A 26,569-nucleotide genomic window follows, 5' to 3' on the forward strand; every position below is an offset into this window, starting at 1 on the left:
TTTTGCCACCGTCGTTCGCAAGACGCGTTGGCCTCCTGCGAAGAGACACCAGCCACTGGGGCGTCAGGACCACACGACTTTACCGTCCGCATCGCTCGCGCTTCGTCGTTTCGCGCACTTTGCGTCCACCGCATCTCACACCACGTTCGTGACGATCGCGAGCCGCCCCTCATCCGGGTGAGACCGCGGAGTCCTAGTGCTGATTTGCCCGACGAGGGAAGCGGAATATTTTCTTGCAACGGGCTTGACGGGTTTTAGGTGATTTGCCCGTCGGGTTGATGTGTCGCAGGCGGCTCAGCCGGATTTGACTTGCCTGAGCGGCGAGTCAGTCACATCGCCCCGCCCGTCACATCAGCTTCAGCGGTGCATCGTGAACCACGCGAAGGTCGATCCTGCCGATCAGCTCCGAACGGCGCATCTCGGCGGCGCTGATCGCGGCCTCGGTCTGCCGCAACGTGCTGACATTCGATCCAAGCGACACGATCCCGCCGAGCACCAGCGCAATCGATCCGAGTGCGGCGACCTGACCCGCGCCAAACAGGCCGAACAGCGTGATGAGCAACAATGCAAAACCGCCGACGATCGCTGCCTTCGAACCCAGAATGATCCTCCGGCATCGTTCGGCGCTCTCGGCAAGCTCCTTGATGCGCTCTTCGATGTCTGAAATCTCGTCGGCCGCGTCGTCTTCGGTCATCAGATTCGAGTCCCGCAGGGCTGTTCAGGTGCAGCGCAAACCGCCACCGGCCACTCTTTAGACCGAAATTTGCCAAACTGCTGTTGGTTTCTCAGTCCGGGGGCAGGATCTTCAGTTTGGAGCCCTGCATGTTCAAACGAGTATTTGTTGCGTCTTTTTTTTTGTCACCGGATCCGTTGCTTCTGACGCGCGCCCCTTCCGCATTACCCAAAGTCCAGAATGCAATGTGACCATGCCCTGCGACCTGCCGCTTTCGCAAGCGCGCCGCGAGAGGGTTTCGCAGCAACCACGACAGCCGCAGCCTCTGGAGCGACGCGCGCCATTGGACAGCTATAACGCACTGGTCGAGACGAATGTCCCTCGTGCTCAGACTGTCGGCGGCCGACCGACCGGTTGCCCTCGGTCGTTCTGCGGTTGTGGCGCGGCGATACGGGTGTTTGGTCGCATCGTACCGGAATTGAATCTCGCGGCGAACTGGCTGCGCTTTCCGCGGACGTCGCCCGCACCTGGAATGGTTGCAGCAAGACACGGCCACGTCTTCGTCCTGGAACAGCACCTTGAGGGCGACATGTGGATGGCCTACGACGCCAACTCAGGCGGGCGCGCCACGCGAATTCACGCGCGCTCGCTGCGGGGTTATGCGGTCGTCAACCCGCACGGTGCTCGCAATTCGTGACGTGATCTACCCCACCCTGCTCTCCCGGATATGGGAAGCCGGAAGCCCTCGGCAGCGGACAAGCATTGACGCTCCCGGGTTGCACCGCAATGCGCGGGACGGCCGTCATACTTTGTACAAAGAACCGGTCGAACATCTCAGAACAAGACAAAAGCGGGCTGGGTCGTCCTGCATGGATCAAAATCCATCAAACCGGAGGAACAAAGCCATGGCAACAAAAGTAAAGCCGATTCCCGAGGGATACCACACCGTCACGCCCTACCTCGTCGTCGATGGCGCCGAGCGGGTCATCCGCTTCATCAAAGAGGCCTTCGGAGCCCAACCGGTCTTCGAGACGATGATGCGGCCTGACGGCAAAGTCATGCATGCGGAGTTCAAAATCGGAAACTCCATCGTGATGATTGCCGACACCTCGGAGCGGGCACAGGCAACATCCACCATGCTGTATGTCTACGTGCCCAATGTCGACGCGGTCTATCAGATGGCGCTCAAGGCCGGCGCCACCTCGTTGATGGAGCCCGCGGATCAGTTCTACGGCGACCGCAGCGGCGGCGTGAAGGATCCGGCCGGCAATCGCTGGCACATCGGCACCCACGTCGAGGATGTATCGCCGACCGAACTGAAGAAGCGCGCCGCTGATTTCATGAAGCAGCAGAACAAGGCGGCGTAGGCCAACGCGTGGTCTACGCGGGCGGGCTCAGCGCTGGCGCAATCCGCCCCAGTGTCCCTCGACCGGCAGCGGATTAGCTTCGCTAACCCGCCGTGCACGCTAGCTCCAGATCGTCATTGCGAGCGAAGCGAAGCAATCCATAGCGCCACAAGCTGAGATATGGATTGCTTCGTCGCTTCGCTCCTCGCAATGACGGCGGAAGACGGTTAGCCTGCTGCCGCCCGACCACGCGATCGGGCCAAAAACTCCGAGGGAGGTCGACATGAAGCAAGGGCAGCCGGTCCGGGATGCAAGTCACCTTTACGACGTCGAGCGTCGCGCCGAGCACGCCACCCGCCCCGGCTTCCGCATCACGGAGTTGCAGCTTTCACCGACGCAGAAGGTGCCGTGGCACACCCACAGCAATATCTCCGATACGTTTTACGTGCTCGAAGGTCAGATGAGGCTGTTCCTGCAGGAGCCCAAAGAGGACGTGCATCTGAAGCCCGGCGAAGTCTATGTCGTCCGGCCGACGCGACCGCACCTCGTGACTAACGGCGGCACGACATCGCTCACCTTCCTGGTTCTGCAAGGTGTCGGCGAATACGATTTCGTTCCGCTGGCGTCCCGTTAGGTGGCCGCCCCGCTTAAGGTCCGTAGGGTGGGTTAGGCGAAGCCGTAACCCACCGCGGATCGCGCGGAACGAGGGTGGTGGGTTACGCTTCGCTAACCCACCTACGACACTTCTACAACGGCAAATTGTCGTGCTTCTTCGCGGGGATCTCGACCTTCTTGTCCCTGAGCATCGACAGCGCACGCGCGATCCGGCGGCGGGTCGAATGCGGCATGATGACGTCGTCGATGTAGCCGCGTTCGGCGGCGATGAAGGGAGAGAGGAAGCGGTCTTCGTATTCCTTGGTACGCGCGGCGATCTTGTCGGGGTCGCCGATGTCAGAGCGGAAGATGATTTCCACCGCACCCTTGGCGCCCATAACCGCGATCTGCGCGGTCGGCCAGGCGTAGTTCATGTCGGCGCCGATCTCCTTGGAGGCCATGACGTCGAAGGCGCCGCCATAGGCCTTGCGGGTGATGACGGTGACGAGCGGTACCGTGCACTGCGAATAGGCGAACAGGAGCTTGGCGCCGTGCTTGATCAGGCCGCCATATTCCTGCGCGGTGCCCGGCAGGAAGCCCGGTACGTCGACGAAGGTGACGATCGGGATGTTGAAGGCGTCGCAGAAGCGGACGAAGCGCGCCGCTTTTCTTGACGCATCGCTGTCGAGCACGCCGGCCAGCACCATCGGCTGGTTGGCGACGAAGCCGACGGTGCGCCCGGCAATGCGGCCGAAGCCGGTGACGATGTTCTTGGCGAAGGCTTCCGAAATCTCGAAGAAGTCGCCCTCGTCCACGACCTTCAGGATCAATTCCTTCATGTCGTAGGGCTTGTTCGGATTGTCGGGGATCAGCGTGTCCAGCGATTCGTCGATGCGCTCGATCGAATCGAAGCTCGGCCATTCCGGCACGCCGTCGGTGTTGTTCGACGGCAGGAAGTCGATCAGCCGGCGCATCTGCAATAGCGCATCGACGTCGTTCTCGAACGCGCCGTCGGCGATCGAGGAGCGCGTCGCGTGTACCGAGGCGCCGCCGAGCTCTTCGGCGGTCACAACTTCATTAGTGACGGTCTTCACCACGTCGGGGCCGGTGACGAACATGTAGCTCGTGTTCTTCACCATGAAGATGAAGTCGGTCATCGCCGGCGAATAGACGTCGCCGCCGGCACAGGGGCCCATGATGACGGAGATCTGCGGGATCACGCCGGAGGCCTGCACGTTGCGGCGGAACACGTAGGAATAGCCCGCGAGCGCGGCGACGCCTTCCTGGATGCGCGCGCCGCCGGCGTCGTAGAGGCCGATGATCGGCGCCCGCGCCTTCATCGCCATGTCCTGCAGTTTTGTGATCTTGAGCGCGTGGGTCTCGGAGAGCGAGCCGCCGAACACCGTGAAGTCCTTGGCAAAGACGAAGGTCTTGCGGCCATTGACGGTGCCCCAGCCGGTGACGACGCCGTCGCCGGGGACCTTGGACTTCTCCATGCCGAATTCGGTCGAGCGGTGCTCGACAAACATGTCGAATTCCTCGAAGGAGCCCTTGTCGAGCAGCAGCTCGATTCGTTCACGCGCGGTGAGCTTGCCACGGGCGTGCTGCGCCTCGATGCGCTTTTCGCCGCCGCCAAGCCTGGCCCCGGCGCGCCGTTCTTCGAGAGTGTCGAGGATCTCTTTCATTTGCTCCCGCCCGTATTAGCTACTGTTCCGCGTAAAGGATTGGGCCGGGTTCTAACACGGCCGTTTCCGATCCGGAAACCGGGTTCTGGGCGGCCCGGGGCGCAAAAACGGTAGTATTTTCTGACTTTTGGGGAGACGACGATGACCGACACGACCACGCCAGAGACCGGCGCACCGACCGGCGGGGTGCGCACCCTGCTCCGCCTCGAGGGGCTTGGGCTGTTCCTCGGCATGACCCTGCTCTACGGCGTGTGGGACGGATCGTGGCTCGTCTATGCGTTGCTGTTCCTGGTGCCGGATCTGAGCTTTGCCGCCTATCTGGCCGGCCCCCGCGTCGGCGCCTTCGTCTATAACGCCGCCCACGCCTATCTGGCGCCGATGGCGCTGATGACGCTCGGATTTGCCACCTCGGCGCCGCTGGTGCTCTCGATCGCGATGATCTGGCTCGCCCATATCGGGATCGACCGCGCGCTCGGATACGGGCTGAAATATTCGGCCGGATTCGGCTTCACCCATCTCGGGCGAATCGGGAAGTTCAGCTGAACTGAACGCCGATCCGGCTCTTCCTGCGCCACACCACGCGGCAGCGCCGCTCGGTCGTTTCCATCTCCAGCACCAGGCGGAAGCTGTCGGGGATGGCCGCCAGGTTGCCCGCCTCCACCGCGGCGCAGCGCCGTCGCGCTCACGCGAATCTGCGGGCGAACACCACGCAGGCCACCACGAGGCCGGTGGCGGCGATCATCGTCCAGGGCACCTGCTCGTGCAGCAAGAGGCCCGCGAGCCCGAGGCCGAAGAACGGCTGCAGCAATTGCAGCTGGCCGACGCTCGCGATGCCGCCGAGCGCCAGCCCGCGGTACCAGAACACGAAGCCGACCAGCATGCTGAAGACCGAGACATAGGAGAGCCCAAGCCAGGCCGGCGCGCCGATGTCCTGCCACGACACCGGCAGCGTCATGATCGTCAGCAGCAGCACCACCGGCGCCGCGAGCACCAGCGCCCAGGAGATGACCTGCCAGCCGCCGAGCCGTCGCGACAGGATCGCGCCCTCGGCATAGCCGAGGCCGCAGACGATGATGGAAGCGACCATCAGGAGGTCGCCGGTCGGGGACGCCGAGCCGCCGTTGAACAGGGCAAAGGCCGCGACCGTCGCGCTGCCGAGCGACGAGAACACCCAGAACGGCGGCTTTGGCCGCTCGCCGGCGCGCAGCACGGCGAAGATCGCGGTCGATAGCGGCAACAGGCCGATGAAGACGATCGAATGCGCCGAGGTGATGTGCTGAAGCGCGAGCGCCGTCAGTAGCGGAAAGCCGATCACGACACCGAATGCAACGATCACGAGCGACACCAAATCGCCCCGATCGGGCCGCGCCTGCCGCAACAGCAGGAGCAGCGCCGCCCCGAGCAGTGCCGCGATGATCGCGCGCGCCGAAGTCAGGAACAGCGGCGAGAAGCCCGCGACCGCAACCCGCGTCGCCGGCAGCGAGCCACTGAAGATGATGACGCCGAGCAGGCCGCTGCCCCAGCCGTCGATTGAAGCCTTCACGTCGTTCATCGCACCTTGCCTTCCCGAGTCGGGACGATAGCCGGCGACGGCTGGCCAAGGCAGCAACAGATCAGTACAATATGACCAAACTGTATGGATACAGATCAGCATACACTTGAGGCACGCGGCGATGGAACAGTCCGACAGGGGCAACACGACGCGGACCGCCCACGTGATGAAGGCGATCCGGGCCAGGATCGCGAGCCGGGCGCTCGCCGACGACGACCGGCTGCCGTCGATCCGCAGCTTCGCTGCCACGATGGGCGTCTCGCCCTCCACGGTGGTCGAAGCCTATGACCGGCTGGTCGCCGAGGGCCTGATCCGGGCACGGCCCGGCTCCGGCTTCTACGTCTCGTCGACCGCCCTGCCCCCGCTGGCGCTCGCCAAGGACCAGCCGCAGCGCGATCGCGCGGTCGATCCGTTCTGGGTGTCGCGCCAGTCGCTCGACGCCGACGCAAGCGCGCTGAAGCCGGGCTGCGGCTGGCTGCCGGCCGACTGGATGCCGACCGAGGCGCTGCGCCGCGCCTTTCGAAGCCTCGCGCGCGCCGAAGGCGCCGCACTTTCCGACTACGGCAGCACGCGCGGCTCGCCGGCGCTGCGCCGGATCCTGATGGCGCGCTTTGCCGACGAGGGCCTGGAGCTTGCCCGCGACCAGCTGATGCTGACCACATCAGGCACCCAGGCCATCGACCTCGTCTGCCGCTTCCTGCTGCGCGCAGGCGACACCGTGCTGGTCGACGACCCCTGCTATTTCAACTTCCGTGCGCTGTTACGCGCGCATCAGGTGAAGATCGTCAGCGTACCCTACACGCCGTCGGGCCCCGACGTCACAGCCTTCGAGGCGATCCTCGAAGCCGAGCGCCCGCGCCTCTACGTCACCAATTCGGCGCTGCATAATCCGACGGGTGCGACGCTCTCGGCGCAAACCGCGCACCGCCTGCTGAATGCGGCGACGACATACGACTTGACGATCGTCGAGGACGACATCTTCGCCGATTTCGAACCGGAGCCGTCGGCGCGGCTCGCCGCGCTCGACGGGCTCAACCGCGTCATCCGCATCGGCAGCTTCTCCAAGACGCTGTCGGCGTCAGTGCGCTGCGGCTACATCGCCGCGCGGGTGGACTGGATCGAGGACCTCGCCGATCTCCAGGTCGCAACCGGCTTCGGCGGGCCGAGCGCGGTCGCAACCGAGGTGATCGCAAGCGTGCTGGCCGGCGGCAGCTATCGCAAGCACATCGAGGAACTGCGCCGGCGGCTGACCCGCGCCCGCCGCGACATGGCCGAGAAGCTCGAGCGCCTCGGGATCGAGCCGTGGCTGATGCCGCGCGGCGGCTTCTATCTGTGGTGCCGCCTGCCCGCGGCGTGCGACTCCGCCGACGTGGCACGGTCAGCGCTTGCGGCGAATGTCGTGCTCGCGCCCGGCAACGTCTTCAGCGCGTCGCAATCGGCCGCCGCCTTCATGCGCTTCAACGTCGCGCAAAGCCGCGATCCCAGGGTGATGTCGACCTTGCAAAAGGCGATCAAGGCATAGACGCGGCGCGTGACGCCGGTCACGGCCCGGCGTATCGGCGCATCGCTTCGTTGTGCATCACGGCATGAACGTATTAGCATTTTGCGCGCCGCGGCGCGCAGGCGCGAGAACCTTCACAACCGTCACGCGTTGACTAGCGATAGACCATAGGAGGCCAAGATGTCTGGATCCCATCTCGCGAGGACCGGCCTCGTGCTGTTGTCGCTTGGCGTGTTCGCATCGCCCTTGCAGGCCGTGCCGGCGTCGCCCTTCCTCGCCATGGCAGGCTCGTGGACAGGTGGCGGTACGCTGACCACGTCAGACGGAATGCAGGAACGGCTGCGCTGCCGCGCGACCTACAACGTCGCCGGGGCCGGCGAGCAGCTTCGCCTGTCGCTGAAATGCGCGAGCCAAAGCTACACCTTCGACCTGGCGGGCGAGATCCAGTATCAGGGCGGCGCGATCTCCGGCGCATGGACCGAAAGCAACCGCAACGCGTCCGGGACGATCACCGGCCGCGGCGCCGGCGATCACGTCGAGGCGGCCGCGCGCGGCAACAATTTCTCCGCCAACCTCTCGCTGACGACGCGCGGCAGCCGGCAGAGCGTGTCGATCCGCCCGCAAGCGAGCAACGTGACGGCGGTAACGCTCGCGCTCGAACGGCGCTAGCGCATTAGCACAGACGGCCGTCCGCGGCGTGATGACGCTCCTGTGGCGATCATCACGCCGATCGCCGACGCGGCGACATACCTTGGCTACTTCTCGCCTGTCTTGAACGGCTCCTCCTTGCCCGGCGGCACGTTCTCCTCCGCCATCGCGAGGATCATCGCAACCATCACGTAGTTGCCGGCGACCGCGGTGAGATCGACGATCTGCTGGTCGCTGAAGATCTTCTTCGCCCGCGCATAGGTCTCGTCGGAAACCTTCTTGGTCGTGGTGAGCTCGGTGACGAAATCGTACACGACGACTTCATCCTCAGCCATCTTCGACGGGCGATTGCCGGCCTTCAGCTCGGCGACGACCTCAGCCGACAATCCGGCCTTCACCGCGAGCGGCGCATGCGCGAACCATTCGACCTGCGAGCGCCACTGCCGGCCGATGATCAGGATCGCGAACTCGTTGAGCCTGGTCGGCACCGAGGTCTGCCAACGCAGATAATAGAACAGATCGTACAGCCGCTGGCCGAGCACGGGGCTGCGGATCATCGGATTGTAGGGCCCGCCGAGGCCAACGCTCGACACCTTCATGATCTGCTCGCCGAGCGGCTTCTGCTGCTCGTTGAGCTGATCCATGGTGAGCTGCGGAAAGCGCGGCTCCTTGCTGGTGGCGGGTGCCGTGAACATCGTGGCCGCGAACCAGCCGCCGGCGGCCGCAAGCGCGAGCGACGACAACCAGACTGACGCTGAATGCATGGTCTCCTCCGCATCTGTTCTTATCGGAGAGATGCTAATCGAGCCGCGCGCCGCCTGCCAGCCGCGGCGCGCGCAGATCAGCCCGTCACATCGCGACGATGTCGGTCAGGCATTGCTGCGTCACGGGCATCCGCGCGTCGACCAGCTCTTTTGTCTTGCAGTCCATGTTCATCGCGAACACGGTGACTGCGCTGCCCTTCTCGAGCCAGCCGACCAGCCAGCCGAGCGAGCCGTGTTCCTTGTCTGTCAAGCCGGTCTTGGCGCGGATGACGGCGTCGCCGGCTTTTGTGACCGGGAGGATGTCGCGCACCAGCTCCTGGCTGCGCTTGCCGACCGGCAGCACGCCACGCCGCAGGCGGTCGACGAAATCGACCTGCTGGACCGGATCGATCCGCAAGTGACCCGACACCCAGAAGGTGTCGATGCCGCCACCGATATCGCGGTTGCCGTAGTCGAGCATGTCGACATACTTTTGCATCCGTTCCGCGCCGATGCGGCGGGCGACCTCCTGAAACACCGGGAAGGCCGACACCGCCATCGCCGAGCGTAGCGTGTGATCTTTGTTCCAGCCCTCGATGCTGCGCGTCACGCCGTCCCATTTGAAGACGTCCTTGTCGGGATCCTGGACGACGCCGGTCTCGAGCGCGATCAGCGCGTTCGGAATCTTGAAGGTCGAGGCCGGCAGCCTGCCCTCGCCTGAGCGGTTCTTGTCGCTCGCAATGATCAAATAGTCGTCGACCTTGTAGCCGACAAAGGTGCCCTCGGTGCCGAGCGCGAAGAAGCGTTTTGAAAGGTCGTCGCGAAACTCGCTGCGCTGGTAGGAGACGTTGGCAAGGGCGCGAGACGGCAGGATTCCGGCTGCAGCAAGCAGACCGAGCGCATGGCGGCGATTGATCACGGCGGGACCTGAACTGGTTCTCGAGGCGGGCAACGATGCTGATGCCATCATGGTGAAACGATGGCAACCGGCTTCGCCGCAATGCTAGCGCACCCGGCCCGACAGCCGCAGCACGAAGATCAGGACCTCGGCGACCGCCTTGTAGAGTTCGGCCGGAATCTCGTCGCCGAGTTCGACATTGGAGAGTGCGCCGGCCAGCACCTCGTTCTCCTCGATCGGGATGTCGTTGGCCTTGGCGATCTCGATGATCTTGGCGCCGATCGTGCCCTTGCCTTTTGCCACCACGCGCGGCGCGCCGAGATGGTCGTAGTGCAGCGCGACGGCAAGCTGGGTCTTGGTCTCGCTCATAGCGCGCGGTCCAGGAAATGGCCGGCGCGTGCCGGCGACGCTTGCGGCGGCGCGCCGTCGCGGATGTCGATCTCGCCGGGTATAAGCTCGGCGCTCGCCAGCGCCTGGCTCAGTTGCGCGGCGCCGGCGCGCAGCTGGGCTGCCGTCGCCGGCCGCTCCGCCCACATCCGCACCGTAGTACGCTCGCCTGTCAGCGCGACCAGCGCATGCACCGGGCCGGCCGGCTCGACATCCAACGTAAAGCGCGCCTTCCACACCCGCTTCGCCGCTTCGACCTCTTGCCCGCCATCGTCGCGGGAAATCTCGAACTGCGCCATCGCCGTGCCCAGCGGCGTCAGGAACGGAATCTCGAAATTCCAGCGTGGCGTCGTGACGTCGATCTGCGGGCTTGTGGTGTCGATGCGGTCGGGCAGCGAGGCGACCTGCAGCAGCGTCTGCCGCGCCAGCGCCGCATCGGTGTTTTCGAGCAAATGATGCGCGGCGGTCGCAAGCGGCGCGCCTGACACGATCGAGGCTTGCGCGACGGCCTGCGCAGCCGGCAACGATCCGCGAAAGGGCGGCGGCGGCACGTTGCTGTGCGCGAGAGCGTCGCCGTTCGGCAGCTCACGCGGCGCGACGCCTTGCCGTGCGGGGCCGGGACTGCCGAGCTCCTGCAGCGCCTCCTGAATCAAATTGAGCGCGCCGCCGGACGACGGGCCAGCGTCGAGCGCATTGGCGAGCGCGCCGGCGAGATGTGCGCCGGGGCTCCTGACATCGTCGGCCAACGCCAGGCGCGCCTGCGGCAACAAAATCTCTTGCACGTCGAAATCGGCCGGGCCCGATGGCACGAGGCTTGGCGCCGCGCCGGCGTGCGGCAGCTCCGCCTGCTGCGTCGACGCCACGGGCACTGCCTTGGCTGCATCGGTCGTGCCGAGCGAGGATTGCAGCGCCTGCCGCAGCACGATCAGCGCGGCCTTGAGATCGGGCACGCCGCCTGACGGCGTGGCGCCCGACGCCAGCGATGCTTCGAGGAACAGACCGGATTTCTGGAACGCCGCCTTGACGTCATCGCCGCCGAGCGTTGGGTCGAGGCTGGTCTGCTGGGCCAGCACCTGCGCGATCGCGGCCTGCAGCTTCGGCGGCAGATTGGCCGACGAGGCCACCGCGCCGAGATTGGCGAACAGCGGCGCCTGGCTGCCCTGCACCGTCGCGGCACCCTGCGCCGCGGCCGTGATCACGACGCGCTCCTGCGGCGTCAGCACGGCCTTGGGCGCCGTCGCGGCAGTCTGCAAGTTGGCCGCGACATCGACCGCCGCATCCGGCGCGAGCGTCACCGCATCGCCGAGCGCCCCGGCGCCCTGCCCGACCAGTTGCAGGCGGATGCCGTCCTGGGTCTGCGAGACCGCGAGTTGTAGCGTCTGCCCCTGCTGCAACGGCACTTCGGACTGCACGTCGATCGAGAGGCTCGCAATCGCGATCCGCACAAGGTCGGCGGACAACACCTTCAACACCTGCGCGGTGACGACGCTGCCAAGCTGCAGCGCGAGCTCAGGCGAGACGCTGCCCGTCTCTCGGGCGGCAACCACCGGCAATACGGGATTGACTGATATCGGCATGTCAGGGGTCTCGGCCAGGCCGCAACAAGCCGCAACGCTAACCCGGCGTCGTAAACCCGGCGTTAACCGACCTCGGACTTCAGCCCCTTCAGGACGCCCGCGGCGGCCTTGAAATCGACCAATCGGGCCGCACGGCGCGATGCGACCTCCTCGTCGACGCCCCATTTCTCGATGTTCCAGTCCTCGTCCACATGCGCGGCCGCCCAGACCTGATCCTCGTCGCGGAAGCCGTGCGCCAGCGCCAGCGCGAGCAGCGCCGATCCGGTAAGCGTCGTCACCACATGCAGCGCCGCGACCGACCACGGATCGGTCGGAAACGCCGCGCGCGCCGCACGGATCGCGGCGTCGGGCTGGCCGACATGCATGATCCCCTCGGCGAGGATGAAACGGGCGCCGAGCACATCGGCCGCCCAGAACAGGATCGGGTCCCAATGCTGCGCCTCGCGCGCGACCAGCGCCTCGGGATGGCCGGCGCGATAGAACAGCAGGTCGCTGCCGAGGAATTTTGCGGCGTCCGCGGCGACCTCGTCGACGCGATCGACCACACCCTCGACGACGCTGTTGGCGAGGCGCGTCAGCGGCATGGTCACAGGATCGATGCTCTCGGCCTGCGCCTCCCACTCCGCCGCGATCGCTTCGGCGATGGCGCGCATCGGCACGACGATCGGCTTGCCTGACGGCGAGCGGATCGGCCGGCCATCCAGCGTGACGGAGAAGCCGCCGTCGGCATCCGCGACGCCGGCGCCGGCATAGAAGCGCTTGCGCAGGGGCGCGCGCGTCTGGCGTCGCACCGCCTCCTGCGGATCGAGCTGGGATTGTCCAGCGACTTCATCGAAGAGTTCACGCATCGCGACGGCCGGCTTTCGTTCGGAAGGATTTGCCTGCAAGATATGTCAGGGATCACGGCAAATAAAGCTGATGCGACACGCCAAAATCCGGGCAGGCCTTTCGCTTGTGATGGCCGGTTTCGCGGTGGCCCCGGCCAGCGCCGGGTTCCGCTCGCCGGAATCGGTGGTCCGCAACGTCTACGCCCACTACGGCCAGGGCAGCGCCGACCTGTCGAACGGCCTGCCGCGCGACGCCGGCACCGCGCGGCAATTCTTCGATCCAAGCCTCCGTGGCGCGTGGAGCGCGCCGCACGATGCGCCCTATGATTTCCTGGTGCAGAGCCCATCCTGGCGGATCGGCCCGGTCGCGATCACAGTTGTGCGCCGGCAGTTCGACAAGACCTACGTGGCGGCAAGCTTCGACAATCAGGGCCGTGCGATCACGCTCAACTTCATCGTCGTCAACGGGCCCGAGGGCTGGGTGATCTCTGACGTCGAGAGCCCGCACGATTCCTTGCGGATGTTCCTGGCCGAGTTCAGACGCTAGTTTCGCGATCACAACATCTCGATGTGGTGCGGCCGAGCGCTTGTCGCGCGGCGCGGAGTTAGGCAGTCTCGGCGATCATCGGAACGACATCGGAGCCGACTGCATGCGGCGCTACTTTCTTCCGACGGCCTTGCTGGCCGCCATCTGGCTCCTCGTGCCGCTTCCCGCCCAATCCGCGCCTTGCCTGCTCGTCACCTTGACCGGCACCATGAGCGGCCCTGCTCTGCTCAATGGTGTCGCCGGCGCCGGTACCCTCGTGCGCTATGGCGATGACAGCGCCGACTGCGGCGCGGTGAAGCTGCAGTTCGACGCCGGCCGCGGCACCGTCTTGCGGCTATCACAGCTGAACGTCGATCCCAGCCAGATCGATGCCGTCTTCTTCACGCATATGCACTCGGACCACACCGAAGGCTTCATCGACCTCCTGCTTGCACGCTGGAACTGGAGCTCCCGCGGAGCCCGGCTCGATGTCGTTTGCAGCAGCGATGCACCTTCACCACTCGGCTTCACCATGAGCTGCGGCAAGTTCGTGGCGCATATCGGCGACGCCTTTGTTCTTTCAGGCGAGATCGCGCAACGGGTTTCGGAGGACAAGACACGATTGGCGGGCGGACCTGCCGAGCTCACGCATCTCATCACATTTGAGCCGAATGACGAGCCGCAGGTGATCTGGTCGAAGGGCGATGTCAAAGTGAGCGCGATCCGTTCGACCCACGTCGCAGGCCATGCCTCCTATCGCGTCGACACGCCGGCCGGCAGCGTCGTTATCGGCGGCGACGCCAGCAACGACAGTCCGAGCCCGCCACGCCCGACCTCGACCTCAGCGCAAGTCGAGAAGCTCGCTCAAGGCGCTGACGTGATCGTGCACTCGACCATGCATCCCGTCATGGGTCCGGGGCGCGACAGCGGCATGCCGTCCCCGGTCTTCCACCGCCAGAGCCTGACGCCCGACCTTGGCGCCATGGCGAAACGCACCGGCGCCAAATTCCTGATGCTGACCCACCTGGCGCCCCAGGTCGGGGCGACGCACCACGGCCCCTACAAGGTGCCCGGTGGTGCGCTAACGGAGGCCGACTACCGCGCCGCCGCCGAGACAGGCGGCTTCGCCGGCACGACGATCGTCGGCTCCGACCTCGCCACGTTGCGCCTCCCCGCCAAATAGACCGGCGAGACGCGACGACGGATGGGCGCGAAGCCCTCGCGCTTCAGTTGCGGGTGTTGGCGCAGGAGCGTGAATAGGCGGCGCGATCGGACTGGCTCAAGCCGGCGGCGGCGGCCTCATCCAGGCATGTCGATATCCGGTCGCCGAATGAGCTGCGTCCGGTAGAGCGGACGCTCGGGGACACCGGAAGTGCGTCCATCTTGGGTATTGGAGGCACCTCGATCCTCGGAGGCGGCGGAGGCGCCGGCGGCGGTGGATTGAAGATCGAGCCACCCGGCGGCAGAATAATTTGCGCCAGCGCGCTGCCGGGACCTAACGCCCAGACCAGCACGCAACTCAGGATCAATGCTCGTTTCATGCCTCGTAATGTCGTCGCTTGCCGGCCTATGCGCAACCCGCATGACAAGCACGACCGTTCACGAATCCGCGTCCGGCCCCCGCTATTCACGGCTTCTGGTAGATGATGTGTCCGGCACGAATGGTGTATGCGACCTTGGCAAGGTTGCGGACGTCGGTCATGGGATCGCCGTCGAGCACCACGATATCAGCGTCGAACCCCTTCTCCACCCGGCCCTTCGTCGCCGCCTTGAAATATTGCGCGGGGTCGGTCGTCAGCGATGCCAGCACCTGGCGCTCGGACAGCGCGCGATGCATCAGCTCGTATTCGCGCGTGGTGTCGTAGAGCTTGATGAATCCGACGTCGGTTCCGAACAGCACCGGCCCGCCATTCTCCGAAAACTGCTTGAGCTGGTTGACGGTTGCCGCAACCAGGCGATCCGTCACCGCGGGGTCGAGAACAACGGTCGTAAACAGCGACAGGGTCGGAATAAGTGCAATTCTCTGCGCCTTGAAACGCGCGAGCTGTTCTGCCGTATAACCACCCTCAGAGGGGATGGTGTGCGCGAGGACGTCAACGCGCGCCGCGATCACCGTCTCCGCGCCGATCTTGTTTTGCGGGTGGGCGAACACTGGTTTGCCCTGCGCATGGGCCATGTCGACCGCAGCCTTGGCGATGGCCAGATCCATGTTCACGACAGGCTTGTCGCCCATGAACACACCCGTGAACAGCTTTACGCCATCGAGGCCCATGCCCATGTAGGCGCGCACCATCTGCGCGGCTTCGTCGGGCGTGGCGGCCTCGGGCAGTCGCATCTTGGCCGGGAGATAGGCCGGATGGCCGTCCCTGGGAAAGATGCTTCCCAAGAGAAAAATGTCGGGCCCGGCAACCTCGCCTGCCGCGATGCGCCGGCGCAGCGGCAGCGAGTCACGGGGGTCCGAACCGAGATCCCACACCGTCGTAAAGCCCCAGCGCGTCAGCATCTCCCGCATATGTTGCGTGAGCGGAGCCGCCGGCGCATTGGCCGCGTTACGCCAGATTGATTCCGTGAAATGAACGTGACTGTTCCAGAAGCCGGCAACGATGGTCTTGCCGCTGCAATCGATCACGCGTGCGTCGGGTGGGAGCTGGATTTCGCTCGCCCTGCCGACCGCGCTGATCACGCCGTCCGTCATCACGATGACGGCATCGGGTAGCGGAGCCGCGTCGGGCGAAGCGTAAAGGCTCCCTCCCTTGAGCACGACGGTGTCGGCATTGGCTGAGCCTGACAGGACGGCCGAGCCAACAAGCCCGAGGAAAAGCGCGGTGCGGAGCCAGGTCCCGGTCATACACAACCCCTTCGATCCATCATGATTGCACGCTGGCCGGCGGCCAGTGGCGGCAAGCTATAGCCGCGTCGCGCGACCGCGCTTTGATCGTTGTTGCTGTGCCCTGGGTTTATTCGCGCCCGCGCCTCCGCTGTCACTCCTCGGGCGCGTTCTCGATCGGATCGAACCGGTCGGCCTCGAGCCCGAGCAGGTTCCAGGATTGCTGCATATGCGGCGGCAGCGGTGCGCTGACGTCGATGACGCCGCCGCGCGGATGCGGGATCACGATGCGGCGCGCCAAGAGATGCAGCCGGTTCTGCAGGCCGCCCGGCAGCTCCCAATTCTCCTTGTTGAAATATTTCGGATCGCCGACGATCGCGTGATCGATATGCGCCATGTGCGCGCGCAGTTGATGCGTGCGCCCGGTCACCGGCTTGAGCGACACCCAGGCGAGCTTCTGCGCCGAGGTCTCGACGACCGCGTAATAGGTCACCGCATGGCTTGCTCCCTCGTCGCCATGCGCGGCGATGCGCATGATGGTGTCGTCCTCGCTCTCCTCCTTCGCAAGGTAGGTCGAGATGCGGCCCTGCTTCGGCTTCGGCACGCCCGCGACCAGGGCCCAGTAGATCTTGCGCGCGGAACGATGGCGGAATGCGCCGGTCAAATGCGTCGCGGCAAAGCGGGTCTTGGCGACCAGGAGGCAACCCGAAGTCTCCCTGTCGAGGCGATGGACGAGACGCGGCTTCTGCCCCTTGGCATCGCGCATCACCTCCAGCATCTGGTCGACATGGCGCGTCATGCCCGAGCCACCCTGCACGGCGAGGCCTGCGGGCTTGTTCAGCACCAGCACGTCATCGTCCTCGTACAGGGTCATTTCCTTCAGCGCCTGCAGCGTCCGGGTCTGGGCCTCGGACAGCGCAGTGGCCGCCTTCGGCGCATCGAGCCGCAGCGGCGGGATGCGCACGCTCTGGCCCTCCTCCAGGCGATCCTTGGAGTCGGCGCGCTTGCCGTTGACGCGGAGCTCGCCCTTACGGACGATGCGCTGGATGTGGGAGAACGACAGGCCGGGAAACCGCGCCTCGAGGAAGCGGTCGACGCGCATGTTGTTCTCGTCGGCCGTCACCACGACGGTCTGCACCTTGGTCGGCAGCGGCAGCTCGCTCGTCGCCTTTTCAGGCCGTGATACGGCCGGCTCGGGCTTTTCGCGGCGTTCGCGCCGCGGCTCGGCGAGCCGCGGCGGCTTGCCGCCCGCGCGGTGCGCCGGCGGGCGGTCGCTTTTGATGCGATCGTCCGGCTTGCGCTTGCTGCGCCCCGATCCGCCCTTGGCGCGATCGCCCGGCGATACTGTTCTCTTGATGCGGCGGCTCATGGTGATTTTTCGGCTCCAAACCAGCATTGTGCCTAGCGCAAATGCCGCGAATCGTCACGGCGAATTCGGTATAAATCCCGCGCAACATCGGCCATATTGTACTACCTGCGCGGGCAATCGGTTGGGGGGACTTCCAATGAGACTGGCGAAATCGGCCCTGGCCGCAGCTGCGCTGATGATCGCAAGCACGGCCCTGGCGCAGCAGAGCCCAACGCCGGAAGAGCTGGCGGGGAAGCTGCTGGAGCTTGGCCGTGTGATCGACCCACCGAAGACGGCCGCGCTTTACGCGCCACTGCAGCAGAAGGAGCCGTATGAAGGCGTGAAGGTCGAGCGCGACGTCAAGTACGGCCCCGCCGATCGTCACCTGCTCGACGTCTTCACACCAGAAGCCAATTCGACGGCGCGGCCGGTGCTGATCTACATTCATGGCGGCGGCTTTGTCGCCGGCAACAAGCGCAATCCCGGTAGCCCGTTCTATGACAACATCATGTCGTGGGCGGTGAAGAACGGCTTTGTCGGCGTGAACGCCACCTATCGTCTGGCGCCCGCCTTCCCCTGGCCGGCCGGCGCCGAAGACATGGGCGCAATCGTGCAATGGGTGTCGGAGATGATTGCAGCGCGCGGCGGCGATCCCGCGCACATCTTCCTGATGGGCCAATCCGCCGGCGCGATCCACGTCGCAAGCTACGTCTCACACCCCGAATTCCACAAGGTGAAGGGCGGCGGCCTCGCCGGCGCCATCATGGTCTCCGGCATCTATGACTTGACGGCATCACCAGCCGGTGACGCCGAGCCCGCCTATTACGGCTCAGATCCGTCGCGCTATGCCGAACGCTCCTCGCTGCAGGGGCTGGTCGCGAGCCCGATCCCGCTGATGGTCACCGCCGCCGAACTCGATCCGCCGCGCTTCGTCGAGCAATTCCAGCTCTTGAAGCAGGCGATCTGCAAGCGGCCGAGCGGCTGCGCCCGCACCTTCATGCTGCCGCAGCACAGCCACATGTCGGAGGTCTATTCGATCAACACGTCCGACACGCGGCTGACTAATGAAGTGCTGGAGTTCGTGAAGACCGAGAAGTAGCGGAGCGGTCAGAGCGGCCGCTCAGAACAACCGCACTTGAACGGCGGTGCTGGCGAGCTTCGGCGCGCTGGCATCGACCACCTTCTGGACCTGCGGGAATTTGGCACGCAGCACCTTCTCGACCTCGTTGCGCAGCGAGGAATCGCTCTCGCCCGACACGAACGCGACCGTGCCCGACGGCAGACGATTGGCATCGCTGAGCTCGGTGAAGTCGGTATAGACCGCGTTGGCGCTATAGCCCTGCTGCAGCAGATAGTCCTGCATCTGCGACGCCAGATCCTTGCGGTCGGCGGTGTAGAGCACGACGACGACCTTGTTCTTGTTGGCGTCGATCTGCTGCTTCTCCGCAGGCGTCACCGCGGCGCCCGCGCCCTTCTCCAGCGCGTCGACGCGCTTGCGCAGCGCCACGATCTGCCGCCGGACGTCGGCGCCCTGCTCGCCGATCTGCTGGGTCTGCGACTGCAGCTGCTCCCGAACCAGGCTGATCTCGGTGCCGCCGGGCAGTTTCACCGCGAGGTTGAGGATGGTCGGTGCGACGCACAGCAAGGCCGCGACGCCGAGCACGATCGCGTTGCCGTTGGGCACGTTCGGATTGTTGAAGATGCCGCGCGCCAGCACCCCGATGAGGCAGAGACCTGCCAGCAGCGGCACGACGACGATGGCGCCAGTCAGCCAGGCATTGTCCACGCGATACCTCCGGAAGTTGCCGGGATATCATATGGCTATTTCAGCGAGATGTCAGCCGTTTCCGCGCTCCTTCCGCAGCCTGGCCCAATAGTCCAGCCGCTTGCGGATCTCGCGTTCGAAGCCGCGGTCGGGCGGATCGTAGAAGGTCTGGCGCCCGAGCGCCTCCGGGAAGTAGTCCTGGCCGGAGAAGGCGTCCGGCATGTCATGGTCGTATTGATAGCCTGAGCCGTAGCCTTCCGACTTCATCAATTTCGTCGGCGAGTTCAGGATGTGCTTCGGTGGCAGCAGCGAGCCGCCCGCTTTCGCGGTCTGCATCGCGGCGCCAAAGGCGGTGTAGACCGCGTTCGACTTCGGCGCGGTGGCGAGATAGACCACGGCCTGCGCGATCGCGAGCTCGCCCTCGGGCGAGCCGAGGAAGTCATAGGCATCCTTGGCGGCGTTGCAGATCACCAGCGCCTGCGGATCGGCAAGCCCGATATCCTCCACGGCCATGCGCACCACGCGCCGCGCCAGGAACAGCGGGTCCTCACCGGCGTCGAACATCCGCGCGAGATAGTACAGCGCCGCATCCGGATCGGAGCCGCGCACCGACTTGTGCAGCGCCGAGATCAGATTGTAGTGGCCGTCCGCCGACTTGTCGTAGATCGGCGCGCGGCGCTGCAGAATGTCCTGCAATTGTTCGGCATTGAATATTTCGCCCTTGCGTGCGGCGCGCCAGACCTCTTCGGCCAATGTCAGCGAGGCCCGGCCGTCGCCGTCCGCCATCCGTACCAGTACGGCGCGCGCCTCGGCGTCGAGCGGCAGCTTCCTGCCCTCGACCGTCTCGGCATTGGCAAACAGTCTTTCGATCGCGGCGGCATCGAGCGAATGAAACACCAGAACGCGGGCGCGCGACAGCAGCGCCGCGTTGAGCTCGAACGACGGATTTTCGGTGGTGGCGCCGACCAGCACCACGGTGCCGTCTTCCATCACAGGCAGGAAGGAATCCTGCTGCGCGCGATTGAAGCGATGCACCTCGTCGACGAACAGCAGCGTGCCCTTGCCGGTCTCGCGGCGGGCGCGCGCGGCGTCGAACGCCTTCTTGAGATCGGCGACGCCGGAGAACACCGCCGAGATCTGCTCGAAATGCAGCTCGGTGGCGTCGGCGAGTAACCGTGCCACGGTGGTCTTGCCGGTGCCGGGAGGCCCCCAGAACACCAGCGAGCCGAGCGTGCGGGTTTCCAGCATGCGCGTCAGCGCACCGTCGGGGCCGAGGATGTGGTCCTGGCCGACGACGTCGGCGAGCGAGCGTGGCCGCAGCCGGTCCGGCAGCGGATGCGGCGCGTCCTGCTCCATCCCTGCCGCGGCAAACAGGTTGGCAGCTTCGCGAGGTTGCTTGGGGCTCATCCGCCGAGGGTCACGTTGATCTGCTGGCCGGCGCGCACCAGCGTGATGCGCCAGATCCGCGTCCCCGTCTTCGACGCCTTGTCGAGGTCGCTGGTGCGCGCGATCTTCTGGTTGTTGACGGCCAGGATGATGTCGCCCTTCTGGAAGCCGACATTGGCGGCGGTGGCGTCATCGGTGAGCTCGGTCACCACGACACCCTCGGCGCCGGCGTCGAGATGCAGTTCATCGGCGAGCGCGGGCGAGATGTTGGCGACCTTGGCGCCCTGGAACGGCGAGCGCGCGGTCAGCACGATCTCGTCGCGGTTGGTGTCGGGCGCGGTCTCGAGCGGCACGGTGAGCTTCACGGCCTTGCCGCCGCGCTGCACGTCGACCTGCGCGGAGCCGCCGAGCGGACGGGTCGCGAAGCGGTAATCGAAGGCGTTGGGATCGTCGATGGCCTGGCCGTCGATCGCGACGATCAGGTCGGACAGCTTCAGCCCTGCCCGCGCCGCCGGGCTGTTCGGCGAGACGTTGGCGACGAGCGCGCCGCTCGGCAGCTTGAGCCCGAGCGTCTCGGCGATCTCGGGCGTCACCGCCTGCAGCCGCGCACCGAGCCACGGCCGCTTCACCGCCTTGCCGCCGCCCTTGGCGGAGGTCACCACCACGCGCACCATATTGGCCGGGATCGCAAACCCGATGCCCTGCGAGCCGCCGGAGCGCGAGAAGATCGCGGTGTTGATGCCGGCGAGCCGCCCGGTCATATCGACCAGCGCGCCGCCGGAATTGCCGGGATTGATCGCGGCATCGGTCTGGATGAAGAACTGATAGTCGGTAATGCCGACCTGGGTGCGCGCCAAGGCCGAGATGATGCCGTGCGTGACGGTCTGGCCGACGCCGAACGGATTGCCGATCGCAAGCACGACATCGCCGACCATCAACTCGTCGGAATTGGCGAAGTCGAGCGTGGCGAACTTCTCCTTGGTGTCCTTGAGGCGCAGCACCGCGAGATCGGTGCGGCCGTCCTTCAGCACGATCTCGGCTTCGAACTCGCGCTTGTCGGCGAGCGAGACCTTCACCTGATCGGCGCCTTCGATCACGTGATTGTTGGTGACGACGAGGCCGGAGGCGTCGACCATCACCCCGGAGCCGAGCGAACGCTGCATCTGCTCGGGCTGCTGGCCCGGCACGCCGAAGAAGCGGCGGAAGATCGGATCATCCAAGAGCGGATTACGGTTCTGCACGGTCTTGGCGGCGTAGACGTTGACCACCGCCGGCTGCACCCGCTGCACGATCGGCGCGTAGGAGAGCCTCAGCTCCGCCTGCGAGGACGGCACGCGGCGATCCTGCGCCTGCCCTTGCGCCTGGGCGGGCCCAGGACTTCCTGCGAACGACAGCGTGCAAAGGACGGCAATTGCGGCAAAGCGGATGGATTGGAGCATTCTTACCTCTCGCGGAAAACGCCGGAATATAGGCGCGTTCGTGCGGCAATTGAAGGGTGCCCGCCGCCAATATCTGCCCCTCCCGGCGCGCTTGCGGACAACCGCTCGGAGCAGGTTGAACCGCGCCCTCGAAATTCTATGATGGTCATCATCTCACTGTACCGCCGCAGCATGTTGCGTGTGCACAACAGACGGAACTGCGATTTCGGACCGCGCCGTCGTGCGCCATTCACGATAGGCTTCCAGACTCAATAAGCTTTCGGACTCAGGGTTCAGTGAGTGGGGACTTCAATTCAACAGGGGAGCGTCACATGGGTGCGACAAGACTGGGTGCAATCGCCGTCGGGCTGGCAGGAGCTCTGGCCACCTCGCCGGCCTATTCGGAATCGGGTGGCGGCGCTGACGCAGAGATCGCGCTGCTGAAGCAGCAGCTTCGCATGCTCGAGCAGAAGATCGACAAGCTGCAGAAGCAGACCAACGCAAATGCCGCAACCGCCGCCACTGCAAACGCCCATGCCAAGGCCGCCGACACCAAGGCGGCCGAGGCAAAGGCTGCAAGCGTCGCGAACGCGCATGCTGCCGTCCCGGTCAAGGGTCCGGTCGCGACGTCGGGCGTCGTGGTGACGATGCCGAACAACCGGCCGACGATCTGCACCGCGGACGAACAGAACTGCGTCGCCATCACGAGCCGCGTGCATTGGGATGTCGGCGGTTACAATTATCGTCCCGTCACGGCAGCGACGTCGCCGCAAAAGCTCGACAGCGGCGAGAACCTTCGCCGCGCGCGTATTGGCATCGTCGGCAAGTTCTTTGGCGACTGGAATTACGCCCTGATCTACGACTTCGGCGGCTCATCCGACGGCTTCGGCGGCACGGCGCCGGGCTCTTTGCCTGGCGGCGGCGTCTCGGGCGTCGAAAACGCCTATCTGAGCTACACCGGCTTCAAGCCGTTCGGCGGCAAGATGGCGATCGAAGCCGGCATCATGGATCTGGCCTGGACGCTCGATGAATCCACCAGCTCCAACGACATCATGTTCATGGAGCGCGCCTCGGTTGGCCTCATCGCACAAAACATCGCGGCCGGTGACTTCCGTTCGGCCTTCGGCACCCGCTGGTGGAACGACCAGCTCTGGATCGGCGGCTATGTCACCGGTCCAGCCACCGGCGCGATCCACTCGGCATCCAGCGTCGCGCCGGCCGGAACCACAGAGCAATATGGCGCAGTCGCCCGTATCGCCGGCAACCCCATCAGCGGCAAGGACTACTCGGTGCATATCGGTGCCGATGCGGAGTGGCTGATCCAGCCGCCGCGCAATCTGGTGACGCAGGCGCAGACGCTCACGCTCAGTGACCGGCCTGAGCTGCGGATCGATCCGACGTCGCTGATATCGACCGGTGCGATCGCCAACGTTTCCGGGGCGCAGGTCTACGGCGTCGAAGCTGCGGCGACTTATGGCTCGCTCATCGCGCAGGGCGAATACTACTGGTTCAATGTCGACCGCTCTGCGAATACCGGCCTGCCGCCATTCGGCGCGCCGAGCCTGAAATTCGAGGGCGGCTACGCGCAGGTCGGTTATGTGCTGACGGGCGAGACTCGCGCCTACAATCCGGCGTCGGCCTCCTATGGCGGCATCAAGCCGGCACATCCGTTCTCGCTCGACGGCGGCGGCTGGGGCGCCTGGGAAATCGCCGGACGCGTGAGCACGATGAACCTGAACGATCAGCTCGCGACGGCAGCCGGCATCGCGGGTGGACGACAGACCGTCTACACCGCCGCGCTGAACTGGTATGTCAACGGCAACGTCCGCTTCATGCTGGACTACCTGCATGGCGACATCTCCAGGCAGGCGAGCCCCACCTCGACAGTGAATGCGGGTTCGAAGTTCGACGCAGTTGCGATGCGGACCCAGGTCGCCTTCTGATCTGAAGTCGCTTTCTGATCCAAGGTCGCTTTCTGGTCTGAAGTCGCGTTCTGTCGATGACACGCAAAAGCCGGGAGCGGCCCGACCGCTCCCGGCTTCTTGCTTTCAGGCCGCGCGTTTCGGCTTCTTCACCACCTCAGGCGCCGGCGCACAGGACAGCCGCTCCCGATGGCTCTCGCCCCACGCCTTCAGGATATCGATCACAGGCCGCAAGCTCTCGCCGATCGCGGACAGCGTGTATTCGACCCGCGGCGGCACCTCGGCATAGACCTTGCGGATCACGAGACCATCGTCCTCGAGCGCGCGGAGCTGCTTGGTCAGCATGCGCTGGGTGATGCCCGGCATCCGCCGCCGCAATTCGCCGAAGCGCTGGGTGCCGGCCTGCAGATGAAACAGGATCACGCCCTTCCATTTGCCGTCGATCAAATCGAGCGTCGCTTCGACCGCGCAGCCCGGCCGATGGGCGAAATTCTTCCGTTTCATCAGGATTTTCCCATTAGTATCCAAATAGGGACTAGTTCCCCGTATTTACAGTACTTGCCAATCTGGTGCCAGCTGGACAATTACGCTGATGGCACGGACACGCCAGCAGATGGAGAGAAGCCATGAAGGCCGTCGGATACCAAAAATCGCTGCCGATCGAGGCGGCGGATTCGCTGATCGATTTCGAGACCGCAAAGCCGGAGCCGAAGGGCCGTGACATCAGGGTCGCGGTGAAGGCGATCTCGGCCAATCCGGTCGACTACAAGGTGCGCAAGCGCGCCGCCCCGCCGGCGGGCGAATACAAGATCCTCGGCTTCGATGCCGCCGGGATCGTCGATGCGGTCGGTCCCGAGGTCGGCCTGTTCAAGCCGGGCGACGAGGTGTTCTACGCCGGCTCGATCCAGCGCCAGGGGACCAATTCGGAGTTTCATTTGGTCGATGAGCGCATCGTCGGCAGGAAGCCGTCATCGCTGTCATTCGCGCAGGCCGCGGCGCTGCCGCTGACCTCGATCACCGCGTGGGAGTTGCTGTTCGACCGCCTCGGCGCGGTGCCGGGCAAGAGCCTCGACCCGCGCACGCTCCTGATCACGGGCGGCGCCGGCGGCGTCGGCTCGATCCTGATCCAGCTCGCGCGCCGCCTCACCGGCCTCACGGTGGTTGCGACCGCGACGCGGCCGGAGTCGCAACAATGGTGCCGCGATCTCGGCGCGCATGCCGTGATCGACCATTCGAAGCCGATGAAGGAGCAGATCGAGGCGCTGAAATTGCCGCCGGTCGGCCTCGTCGCCAGTCTCACCTTCACCGACCAGCATTACAAGGCGATCGCCGACTTCATCGCGCCGCAAGGCAAGTTCGGCCTGATCGATGATCCGCCGGAGTTCAACGTCGCCGTATTCAAGGGCAAGGCGGTCTCGGTGCACTGGGAATCGATGTTCACGCGCTCGTCGTTCCAGACGCCTGACATGATCGCGCAGAATCATCTGCTCAACGACGTCGCCGACCTCATCGACAAGGGCGTGCTGCGCACCACGCTCGACCAGACGTTTGGCACCATCAATGCCGCCAACCTCAAGCGCGCGCACGCGCTGCTCGAAAGCGGCAAGTCGCGCGGCAAGATCGTGCTGGAAGGGTGGTAGGACGTTCCGGCATCCGCCTTGTCATGCCCGGGCAAAAGCGCGAAGCGCCGCTTCGCCAGATTCTCGGGCATGATTTCCCCATGGACCGGCGCATCGGTTTTGCCAAAGGCGCGGCATAGCCTGTATAACTTGCGGAACGATCACCCCGTCCTCAATCCGGCCGACGCAAGAAGCGGCTGGAGCGGCGGTGAGCCCCTACGGGGATGGGAGGAAGCCGATGAGTTTGCTCACGGCCGATCCGTCGCGGATCGATCCGGAGTGGATGACGCGGGCGCTGCGCGAAGCCGGTGTGATCGACCAGGCCAGGGTCGTCGATCTCGCGTGCAAGCCGGTCGGCAATGGCCTCGTCGGCGACAGCTATCGCTTTCGCCTGACCTATGACGGTGATGAGCCAAAAGCGCCGCCGAGCGTCATCGGCAAATTCCCAGCCGCAAATCCGGAGAGCCGCAGGTCCGGCTCCGCGCACATGCTTTATGTCCGCGAGGTCGCATTCTATCGCGAGCTGGCGACGACGGTCGCAATCCACACGCCGCGACCGATCCTCGCGGAAATCGATCCGGCGACCGACGACTTCACGCTGATCCTGGAGGATCTGGCGCCCGCTCGCCAGGGTGACCAACTCGCCGGATGCTCGGTCGCGGACAGCCAGACGGCCATGGCCGAAGCTGCCGCATTGCATGCACCGCGCTGGAGCGATCCGACCCTGGACGCGGTGCATTGCTTTGCAGCCAACGCAAGCAGGCGCAAGGATTTCCGCGCGACGCTGCCCGCCATCATCGGCCACTACAAGGATCGATATCGCGACGCGATCGAGCCGGAATTCCTGGCGCTCGTCGACCGACTTCCGGACGCGATGTCGCGCTACCAGTCAGATCGGTCGACGCCGCGAACGCTGCAGCATGCTGACTTCAGGCTGGACAACATCCTGTTCGACGTGCGGGGCAACACCCGCCCGATGGCGACGCTGGACTGGCAGACGCTGACGGTCGGGCCAGGAATCGTCGACGTCGCCTATTTCCTGTCGGCCGGCATCGATCCGTCCGAACGGCGGCTTCACGAAGGCGACCTGGTGCGGTTCTATCATTCGGAACTAATCCGCCGTGGCGTACGGGACTATGGCTGGGACCAGTGTTGGCGGGACTATCGTCGCTACACCCTGCATGGGATCATGATGGGCGTTGTCTCGGCTCTCAGCGTCCAGCGCTCCGAGCGCGGCGATGCCCTGTTCCTGAAAATGACCCGAGGCGCATGCGCGCAGGCGCTCGATCACAACAGTTTTTCGTTCTGGCAGGACTAGAACGTTTTC

At 65.3% G+C, this 26,569-nt stretch carries 28 protein-coding genes; 12 read left to right on the plus strand and 16 right to left on the minus strand.

Annotated elements, in window-relative coordinates; all coding sequences use genetic code 11:
* Positions 1-346: 346 nt before the first annotated feature.
* A complete protein-coding gene (locus ACFFWD_RS09130) occupies positions 347-694 on the minus strand; it encodes a hypothetical protein (protein ID WP_376963921.1) in 348 nt (115 codons plus the stop codon).
* A 433-nt stretch (positions 695-1,127) separates the two neighbouring features.
* Between ACFFWD_RS09130 and ACFFWD_RS09135 the strand changes: the two genes are divergently transcribed.
* The 3 genes from ACFFWD_RS09135 to ACFFWD_RS09145 all read left to right on the plus strand — a co-directional run bounded on the left by ACFFWD_RS09135 (position 1,128) and on the right by ACFFWD_RS09145 (position 2,653).
* A complete protein-coding gene (locus ACFFWD_RS09135; protein WP_376963924.1) occupies positions 1,128-1,370 on the plus strand; it encodes a hypothetical protein in 243 nt (80 codons plus the stop codon).
* 208 nt (positions 1,371-1,578) lie between these two features.
* Positions 1,579-2,040, plus strand: coding sequence for a VOC family protein (locus tag ACFFWD_RS09140; RefSeq protein ID WP_376963926.1), 462 nt, complete (start codon positions 1,579-1,581; stop codon positions 2,038-2,040).
* Between the two features lie 262 nt (positions 2,041-2,302).
* The gene (locus tag ACFFWD_RS09145) at positions 2,303-2,653 is read left to right on the plus strand and encodes a cupin domain-containing protein (RefSeq protein ID WP_376963929.1); all 351 of its coding nucleotides are present in this window, start codon (positions 2,303-2,305) and stop codon (positions 2,651-2,653) included.
* A gap of 112 nt (positions 2,654-2,765) precedes the next feature.
* Here the strand turns inward: ACFFWD_RS09145 and ACFFWD_RS09150 are convergent, their stop codons facing one another.
* A complete protein-coding gene (locus tag ACFFWD_RS09150) occupies positions 2,766-4,298 on the minus strand; it encodes an acyl-CoA carboxylase subunit beta (RefSeq protein WP_376963932.1) in 1,533 nt (510 codons plus the stop codon).
* A 141-nt stretch (positions 4,299-4,439) separates the two neighbouring features.
* Between ACFFWD_RS09150 and ACFFWD_RS09155 the strand changes: the two genes are divergently transcribed.
* Positions 4,440-4,841, plus strand: coding sequence for a DUF4260 domain-containing protein (locus ACFFWD_RS09155; protein ID WP_376963934.1), 402 nt, complete (start codon positions 4,440-4,442; stop codon positions 4,839-4,841).
* Here ACFFWD_RS09155 and ACFFWD_RS09160 read toward each other — a convergent pair.
* Together ACFFWD_RS09160 and ACFFWD_RS09165 are read right to left on the minus strand one after the other, a co-directional pair.
* Positions 4,834-4,959, minus strand: a complete 126-nt coding sequence (locus ACFFWD_RS09160) for a hypothetical protein (protein WP_376963937.1) — start codon at positions 4,957-4,959, stop codon at positions 4,834-4,836. The genes ACFFWD_RS09155 and ACFFWD_RS09160 overlap by 8 nt on opposite strands.
* A 21-nt stretch (positions 4,960-4,980) precedes the next feature.
* Positions 4,981-5,850 carry a DMT family transporter gene (locus ACFFWD_RS09165; RefSeq protein WP_376963939.1) on the minus strand — a complete coding sequence of 290 codons (870 nt, stop codon included), beginning with the start codon at positions 5,848-5,850 and terminating at the stop codon, positions 4,981-4,983.
* Positions 5,851-5,971: 121 nt separating this feature from the next.
* On the opposite strand from ACFFWD_RS09165, the gene ACFFWD_RS09170 reads away from it, so the two are divergent.
* The gene (locus tag ACFFWD_RS09170; RefSeq protein WP_376963942.1) at positions 5,972-7,372 is read left to right on the plus strand and encodes an aminotransferase-like domain-containing protein; all 1,401 of its coding nucleotides are present in this window, start codon (positions 5,972-5,974) and stop codon (positions 7,370-7,372) included.
* Positions 7,373-7,531: 159 nt separating this feature from the next.
* Positions 7,532-8,020, plus strand: coding sequence for a hypothetical protein (locus ACFFWD_RS09175; RefSeq protein ID WP_376963945.1), 489 nt, complete (start codon positions 7,532-7,534; stop codon positions 8,018-8,020).
* Positions 8,021-8,106: 86 nt separating this feature from the next.
* Here ACFFWD_RS09175 and ACFFWD_RS09180 read toward each other — a convergent pair whose 3' ends face one another.
* The 5 genes from ACFFWD_RS09180 to ACFFWD_RS09200 form a co-directional block, all read right to left on the minus strand.
* Positions 8,107-8,763, minus strand: a complete 657-nt coding sequence (locus tag ACFFWD_RS09180) for a carboxymuconolactone decarboxylase family protein (protein ID WP_376963948.1) — start codon at positions 8,761-8,763, stop codon at positions 8,107-8,109.
* An 85-nt stretch (positions 8,764-8,848) separates the two neighbouring features.
* Positions 8,849-9,661: a class D beta-lactamase gene (blaOXA, locus tag ACFFWD_RS09185; RefSeq protein ID WP_376963950.1), complete on the minus strand. Its 813-nt coding sequence runs from the start codon at positions 9,659-9,661 to the stop codon at positions 8,849-8,851.
* A gap of 84 nt (positions 9,662-9,745) precedes the next feature.
* Positions 9,746-10,009 carry an EscU/YscU/HrcU family type III secretion system export apparatus switch protein gene (locus tag ACFFWD_RS09190; RefSeq protein WP_376963953.1) on the minus strand — a complete coding sequence of 88 codons (264 nt, stop codon included), beginning with the start codon at positions 10,007-10,009 and terminating at the stop codon, positions 9,746-9,748.
* Positions 10,006-11,604 carry a flagellar hook-length control protein FliK gene (gene fliK, locus ACFFWD_RS09195; RefSeq protein ID WP_376963956.1) on the minus strand — a complete coding sequence of 533 codons (1,599 nt, stop codon included), beginning with the start codon at positions 11,602-11,604 and terminating at the stop codon, positions 10,006-10,008. Before fliK ends, ACFFWD_RS09190 begins: the two co-directional genes overlap by 4 nt.
* Positions 11,605-11,666: 62 nt before the next feature.
* Complete coding sequence (locus ACFFWD_RS09200) at positions 11,667-12,452, minus strand: ATP12 family chaperone protein (protein WP_376963959.1); 786 nt, start codon at positions 12,450-12,452, stop codon at positions 11,667-11,669.
* A gap of 70 nt (positions 12,453-12,522) precedes the next feature.
* Between ACFFWD_RS09200 and ACFFWD_RS09205 the strand changes: the two genes are divergently transcribed.
* Both ACFFWD_RS09205 and ACFFWD_RS09210 read left to right on the plus strand, forming a co-directional pair.
* Positions 12,523-12,978, plus strand: coding sequence for a hypothetical protein (locus ACFFWD_RS09205; RefSeq protein WP_376963962.1), 456 nt, complete (start codon positions 12,523-12,525; stop codon positions 12,976-12,978).
* Between the two features lie 103 nt (positions 12,979-13,081).
* Complete coding sequence (locus ACFFWD_RS09210; protein ID WP_376963965.1) at positions 13,082-14,140, plus strand: MBL fold metallo-hydrolase; 1,059 nt, start codon at positions 13,082-13,084, stop codon at positions 14,138-14,140.
* Positions 14,141-14,183: 43 nt separating this feature from the next.
* Here ACFFWD_RS09210 and ACFFWD_RS09215 read toward each other — a convergent pair whose 3' ends face one another.
* From ACFFWD_RS09215 to ACFFWD_RS09225, 3 genes are all read right to left on the minus strand, one after another.
* On the minus strand, positions 14,184-14,498 hold the full coding sequence (locus ACFFWD_RS09215; protein WP_376963968.1) for a hypothetical protein: 315 nt from the start codon (positions 14,496-14,498) through the stop codon (positions 14,184-14,186).
* 86 nt (positions 14,499-14,584) lie between these two features.
* Positions 14,585-15,805: an amidohydrolase family protein gene (locus ACFFWD_RS09220; protein ID WP_376963971.1), complete on the minus strand. Its 1,221-nt coding sequence runs from the start codon at positions 15,803-15,805 to the stop codon at positions 14,585-14,587.
* Between the two features lie 133 nt (positions 15,806-15,938).
* Entirely contained in the window at positions 15,939-17,153 is a 1,215-nt protein-coding gene (locus tag ACFFWD_RS09225) for an RluA family pseudouridine synthase (protein WP_376963974.1), read from the minus strand.
* A 136-nt stretch (positions 17,154-17,289) separates the two neighbouring features.
* Between ACFFWD_RS09225 and ACFFWD_RS09230 the strand changes: the two genes are divergently transcribed.
* Entirely contained in the window at positions 17,290-18,231 is a 942-nt protein-coding gene (locus tag ACFFWD_RS09230; RefSeq protein ID WP_376963977.1) for an alpha/beta hydrolase, read from the plus strand.
* A gap of 21 nt (positions 18,232-18,252) precedes the next feature.
* Here ACFFWD_RS09230 and ACFFWD_RS09235 read toward each other — a convergent pair whose 3' ends face one another.
* The 3 genes from ACFFWD_RS09235 to ACFFWD_RS09245 are packed head-to-tail and all read right to left on the minus strand — an operon-like array spanning position 18,253 to position 21,722.
* Entirely contained in the window at positions 18,253-18,918 is a 666-nt protein-coding gene (locus ACFFWD_RS09235) for a hypothetical protein (RefSeq protein WP_376963980.1), read from the minus strand.
* 51 nt (positions 18,919-18,969) lie between these two features.
* On the minus strand, positions 18,970-20,304 hold the full coding sequence (locus ACFFWD_RS09240) for a replication-associated recombination protein A (protein ID WP_376963983.1): 1,335 nt from the start codon (positions 20,302-20,304) through the stop codon (positions 18,970-18,972).
* Entirely contained in the window at positions 20,301-21,722 is a 1,422-nt protein-coding gene (locus ACFFWD_RS09245; protein ID WP_376963986.1) for a DegQ family serine endoprotease, read from the minus strand. Before ACFFWD_RS09245 ends, ACFFWD_RS09240 begins: the two co-directional genes overlap by 4 nt.
* A gap of 311 nt (positions 21,723-22,033) precedes the next feature.
* On the opposite strand from ACFFWD_RS09245, the gene ACFFWD_RS09250 reads away from it, so the two are divergent.
* Positions 22,034-23,644 (plus strand): OprO/OprP family phosphate-selective porin, encoded by a 1,611-nt coding sequence (locus tag ACFFWD_RS09250; protein ID WP_376963989.1) that lies wholly within the window; start codon positions 22,034-22,036, stop codon positions 23,642-23,644.
* Between the two features lie 105 nt (positions 23,645-23,749).
* Here ACFFWD_RS09250 and ACFFWD_RS09255 read toward each other — a convergent pair whose 3' ends face one another.
* Entirely contained in the window at positions 23,750-24,127 is a 378-nt protein-coding gene (locus tag ACFFWD_RS09255) for a winged helix-turn-helix transcriptional regulator (RefSeq protein WP_376963992.1), read from the minus strand.
* 122 nt (positions 24,128-24,249) lie between these two features.
* Here ACFFWD_RS09255 and ACFFWD_RS09260 point away from each other — a divergent pair, with 122 nt between their 5' ends.
* Together ACFFWD_RS09260 and ACFFWD_RS09265 are read left to right on the plus strand one after the other, a co-directional pair.
* Positions 24,250-25,263 carry a zinc-binding alcohol dehydrogenase family protein gene (locus tag ACFFWD_RS09260; protein WP_376963995.1) on the plus strand — a complete coding sequence of 338 codons (1,014 nt, stop codon included), beginning with the start codon at positions 24,250-24,252 and terminating at the stop codon, positions 25,261-25,263.
* 217 nt (positions 25,264-25,480) lie between these two features.
* The gene (locus ACFFWD_RS09265) at positions 25,481-26,560 is read left to right on the plus strand and encodes a phosphotransferase (protein ID WP_376963998.1); all 1,080 of its coding nucleotides are present in this window, start codon (positions 25,481-25,483) and stop codon (positions 26,558-26,560) included.
* The last annotated feature ends 9 nt before the right edge of the window (positions 26,561-26,569 follow it).

It is taken from the genome of Bradyrhizobium erythrophlei (assembly GCF_042430365.1).
Classification (GTDB): domain Bacteria; phylum Pseudomonadota; class Alphaproteobacteria; order Rhizobiales; family Xanthobacteraceae; genus Bradyrhizobium; species Bradyrhizobium erythrophlei.

Bases quoted from the DNA above. Each gene is read 5' to 3' on its own strand.
- ACFFWD_RS09255 (WP_376963992.1), bottom strand. From the start codon at position 24,127: ATGAAACGGAAGAATTTCGCCCATCGGCCGGGCTGCGCGGTCGAAGCG.
- ACFFWD_RS09190 (WP_376963953.1), bottom strand. From the start codon at position 10,009: ATGAGCGAGACCAAGACCCAGCTTGCCGTCGCGCTGCACTACGACCAT.
- ACFFWD_RS09130 (WP_376963921.1), bottom strand. From the start codon at position 694: ATGACCGAAGACGACGCGGCCGACGAGATTTCAGACATCGAAGAGCGC.
- ACFFWD_RS09175 (WP_376963945.1), top strand. From the start codon at position 7,532: ATGTCTGGATCCCATCTCGCGAGGACCGGCCTCGTGCTGTTGTCGCTT.
- ACFFWD_RS09145 (WP_376963929.1), top strand. From the start codon at position 2,303: ATGAAGCAAGGGCAGCCGGTCCGGGATGCAAGTCACCTTTACGACGTC.
- ACFFWD_RS09155 (WP_376963934.1), top strand. From the start codon at position 4,440: ATGACCGACACGACCACGCCAGAGACCGGCGCACCGACCGGCGGGGTG.
- ACFFWD_RS09210 (WP_376963965.1), top strand. From the start codon at position 13,082: ATGCGGCGCTACTTTCTTCCGACGGCCTTGCTGGCCGCCATCTGGCTC.
- ACFFWD_RS09265 (WP_376963998.1), top strand. From the start codon at position 25,481: ATGAGTTTGCTCACGGCCGATCCGTCGCGGATCGATCCGGAGTGGATG.
- ACFFWD_RS09225 (WP_376963974.1), bottom strand. From the start codon at position 17,153: ATGAGCCGCCGCATCAAGAGAACAGTATCGCCGGGCGATCGCGCCAAG.
- ACFFWD_RS09260 (WP_376963995.1), top strand. From the start codon at position 24,250: ATGAAGGCCGTCGGATACCAAAAATCGCTGCCGATCGAGGCGGCGGAT.
- ACFFWD_RS09250 (WP_376963989.1), top strand. From the start codon at position 22,034: ATGGGTGCGACAAGACTGGGTGCAATCGCCGTCGGGCTGGCAGGAGCT.
- ACFFWD_RS09205 (WP_376963962.1), top strand. From the start codon at position 12,523: ATGCGACACGCCAAAATCCGGGCAGGCCTTTCGCTTGTGATGGCCGGT.
- ACFFWD_RS09180 (WP_376963948.1), bottom strand. From the start codon at position 8,763: ATGCATTCAGCGTCAGTCTGGTTGTCGTCGCTCGCGCTTGCGGCCGCC.
- ACFFWD_RS09215 (WP_376963968.1), bottom strand. From the start codon at position 14,498: ATGAAACGAGCATTGATCCTGAGTTGCGTGCTGGTCTGGGCGTTAGGT.
- ACFFWD_RS09230 (WP_376963977.1), top strand. From the start codon at position 17,290: ATGAGACTGGCGAAATCGGCCCTGGCCGCAGCTGCGCTGATGATCGCA.
- ACFFWD_RS09200 (WP_376963959.1), bottom strand. From the start codon at position 12,452: ATGCGTGAACTCTTCGATGAAGTCGCTGGACAATCCCAGCTCGATCCG.
- ACFFWD_RS09240 (WP_376963983.1), bottom strand. From the start codon at position 20,304: ATGAGCCCCAAGCAACCTCGCGAAGCTGCCAACCTGTTTGCCGCGGCA.
- ACFFWD_RS09150 (WP_376963932.1), bottom strand. From the start codon at position 4,298: ATGAAAGAGATCCTCGACACTCTCGAAGAACGGCGCGCCGGGGCCAGG.
- ACFFWD_RS09165 (WP_376963939.1), bottom strand. From the start codon at position 5,850: ATGAACGACGTGAAGGCTTCAATCGACGGCTGGGGCAGCGGCCTGCTC.
- fliK (WP_376963956.1), bottom strand. From the start codon at position 11,604: ATGCCGATATCAGTCAATCCCGTATTGCCGGTGGTTGCCGCCCGAGAG.
- ACFFWD_RS09140 (WP_376963926.1), top strand. From the start codon at position 1,579: ATGGCAACAAAAGTAAAGCCGATTCCCGAGGGATACCACACCGTCACG.
- ACFFWD_RS09245 (WP_376963986.1), bottom strand. From the start codon at position 21,722: ATGCTCCAATCCATCCGCTTTGCCGCAATTGCCGTCCTTTGCACGCTG.
- ACFFWD_RS09170 (WP_376963942.1), top strand. From the start codon at position 5,972: ATGGAACAGTCCGACAGGGGCAACACGACGCGGACCGCCCACGTGATG.
- ACFFWD_RS09220 (WP_376963971.1), bottom strand. From the start codon at position 15,805: ATGACCGGGACCTGGCTCCGCACCGCGCTTTTCCTCGGGCTTGTTGGC.